This is a genomic window from Caballeronia telluris (assembly GCF_001544495.1).
Taxonomy (GTDB): Bacteria; Pseudomonadota; Gammaproteobacteria; order Burkholderiales; family Burkholderiaceae; genus Caballeronia; species Caballeronia telluris.
Genome location: NZ_FCNZ02000093.1, coordinates 1 through 3,123, shown reverse-complemented (window position 1 = coordinate 3,123; position 3,123 = coordinate 1). Strand labels below are relative to the sequence as shown.

The 3,123-nt window shown below is 57.3% G+C and carries 3 protein-coding genes; all 3 read left to right on the top strand.

Translation table 11 applies throughout. The features are described 5' to 3' along the window. The coding region (locus AWB66_RS34785; protein WP_235021351.1) for a hypothetical protein at positions 1-290 on the top strand (290 nt) is incomplete at its 5' end. After that, the gene (locus AWB66_RS32155) at positions 287-961 is read left to right on the top strand and encodes a hypothetical protein (protein WP_125469884.1); all 675 of its coding nucleotides are present in this window, start codon (positions 287-289) and stop codon (positions 959-961) included. The genes AWB66_RS34785 and AWB66_RS32155, both read left to right, overlap by 4 nt. A 1,109-nt stretch (positions 962-2,070) precedes the next feature. Beyond that, complete coding sequence (locus AWB66_RS32145) at positions 2,071-3,087, top strand: ParB/RepB/Spo0J family partition protein (RefSeq protein WP_087634010.1); 1,017 nt, start codon at positions 2,071-2,073, stop codon at positions 3,085-3,087. Positions 3,088-3,123: the final 36 nt, after the last annotated feature.

The following is a 3,123-nucleotide window of genomic DNA, read 5'->3' as shown; positions in this document are numbered from 1 at the left end:
GGTCAGTGTTCTACGTGGGTCAATATTCGATGCAAATTATTGCGCAGGGTGGGTCAGGATTCCGTGCAAATCAACACCGAGGGACCAAAACCAAGACTCGCCAACTTGCAATCAAGGCTGGTCACAAATCGTTTGAGTGGTTCTGCAGACGCGGGCACGGAAAGACCAAGTTTGGCGTAGCTGGTACGGGCCAGTGTCGCCTCTGTATCGAAGAACACCGGAAGGCTTACCGCCAACGTATGAAGACCGCTAACCAGCAAAGAAGCACGACCACGGAAGACCACGAATGAGACCGACCAAAGCAGCAGCAAAGAAAAACCAAGCCCAACAGGTAGCCCGCGCCGCCGGTCTCGAAACCTTCGCCTATCCCTGTGAAATCCATGGCCCCGAGGCCCTTTCGGATGCCTCCCACGGTTGGTGCCTGGAATGCCGGTCTATGTCGGTACAGAAGAGACAGCAGAAGGACCAAAGAAAAGCCCAGTACGACGACGAGCACCGTGGGGCCTCCAGAGCCTCTTCAGCAGCCCGGAGACTGAAGGACCTAGGGCGCCCTCTCCCTGCTTGGTACGACAGCGAACGAGACCAGATTGAAGAGTTTTATGCCAAGTGTCCCGAGGGGTTTGATGTTGACCATTCCACTCCCCTCCAAGGGAAGACCGTCTGTGGCCTACACACCCTCGGGAACCTCGCGTACCTCCCTGCCAAGTTCAACACCAGAAAGGGACGACGGTTCTTCCCTCAGTCGAGGACACAGAAGCCCCTGAACCATTTCCCCGGGGGAGCCTACGATCCCCTAGCGTCTGAGTATGACCTGAAGGTAATCCAAGGGCTCGAGATAGTCGAGAAGGCCATAGAGATTTGGCAGAAACAGCAGGTCCAGAAAGCAAAGAGAACAGCAAGTCGCGCCGGTCGTAGTAATGACCGCTCAAACGAGTTGCCCTCAGAGAAGCACGGCATTTAACTTTTGCACACTCCAACACATCCCACACTTACACCCTTCTAGATTAAAGGACATAGAACGATTCATTGAAAAGCGCAACGCAATTCACTGATCCTTTCCCGCGCTTCATCCCTCCGTTTCACCTCCTCGTCTCATCCTCGCAGTACCTTTCCCCTCACCTTTTGAGATAACACGATATGCCAGATTTCTTCGACCCCAATCAAAACGCCCCTGTATTCACCTTCGGGGATGCCTTTGCTTCTCAGGCCCCTCAGGCAAACCAAGGGATCCTTCACGGAGACCCCGCTGAGTGGTGGAAGGCTATTCCCCCGAGTGCCTCTGGTAGCGTCGCTGCAGCCCTGCCCGGGATAGCGGCCTATCAAGCATCGACCAATCCGGAAGCCCAAGCGAACCAAGGACCCGCTCAGGGAACCCAAGGAGACCAAGGCCCGCAGGCAGCCCAAGCCCTCAGCCATCCGCAGGGAGCCCAAGGTTTCCAAGTAGCGGGAGCTACGCGCCCTCAGATGCCCCAAGGGTTCCAAGGGAAGGTGCAGGACTTTATGCAGACCCTTGCCAACGCGTACCAAGGTCCCCAAGGGCTACCTAGCTCTATGCAACCCCTGCAGGGTTTCCTAGGTGCGGCAAAGGCAGCGTCACCTGACAAGCAACAGGAGAGGCAACAGCAGCCCCAGGAGGCTCACCCGGGCGGAGGGCACAGGAACCCTCAGGCCGAAGCTTGGCGTAGAGCGCTGATGATAATTCACGGTGGCGAGTGAGACCAGCGGTCTTGCGACCTTTGACGCCTAAGGCCTGAAATAGGAACCACAGGTGGTCGCAAGTAGCGGGAGCTACGCCCCCACGGTAGCGAGTACCGCTCAGGAACCACAGGGAACCCCGGTGAGCCTCGGGGAGCCTCGGGGACTACCTCAGAAGCCGAAGGCTGACGCCCTCGGATTCACTACCCCCTCTAAGTAGCGAGTGGGACCAAAGGTCTCACTACCTCTAGAGCTACGGCCTCCAAGGAGACAGGGGGTTCCCGAGGCCCTCGGGTCCCATACTCGCACCCTACCGCACCTATAGGGAGCCGCATTTGCGGTTTTTCGCGAGCAAATTTAACTTAGGAAAAAACGATGAAACGTATTACAGACAAGGGTTTCAAGGCGGCAGAGGCTACCTTGGAAGACCTGAAAATTCACTGGGCCAAATCCACGTTCGCGGAGACGGGAGTCCAGCCTGTCCCTCTGAATAAGCTGCTGGTGTGCCCGAAGGCCTTCCAGATGCGCCATGTTGACCCAAAGACCAAGACAGGGGTCTCCGTCCCGGCCCATGTCACTAAGTTGGCAGAGCGCCTAGACAAGGAAGCTGATCTAGACCCTATTCTGGTACTCCCTATCAGTTATAACCGGTTCATCATCATTGATGGGTTCCATCGGGCTGCAGCCTACAAGCGGAAGATGCGACAGACCATCCCCGCTGTCATCTTCACTGGGACCCCCTCGGAAGCCAAGCGGACAGCGATCAAGGAGAACGCCAAGGCCAAGCTGGAACTAACCAGTCAGGAGAAAACAGCCTACCTCTGGACGCTCGTGAAGGAACGACCCTTGGATGACCATGGGAAGCGATGGACCCTCAAGATGTGCGGAGAGGCGTCAGACCGGTCGCAACGGCTGGCTGAGACCATGAACGCCTACCTTGAACGGTGTAAGGCGCACAGCAAGGAAATCCCCGAGTACTGGAAGGGTGGCAGTTGGAATGAAGGTGAGGACTGGGACGGGGAGAAGGTCAGCAAGTCCGTGAAGGAACTAGGGGACAAGCTGAAGGAGGTCCTTGGAGCGCTGGAGACCCCCGGGAAACAGAAAAGAGCCGCTCAGGCCTTGCAGTATGCCCTCGGGGAAGCGTCGGGCGCCCTTGTGAAAGCCCTTGTACAGGAATCTGGGGATTTTGGTGCCCTAGACGGTGACTGGGAGGAGCGCCTTGCTGAGGAGCGGGAGGAGGCTGTGGAGAAAGCCGTGAAGGAGACCAAGGCTCAGGCAGCATGGGTCAAGGATCGACTGGCAATGGTAGAGAAGCAGGCGCAGGAGGCCGAAGCATGGCGAGAGTTCGATCGTATGCGGTCCTTCAGGGACGCCCTAGCAATGGACGAGTGATTCTCTGATGCTACCTGTCCACGTGGACAGCTGGGA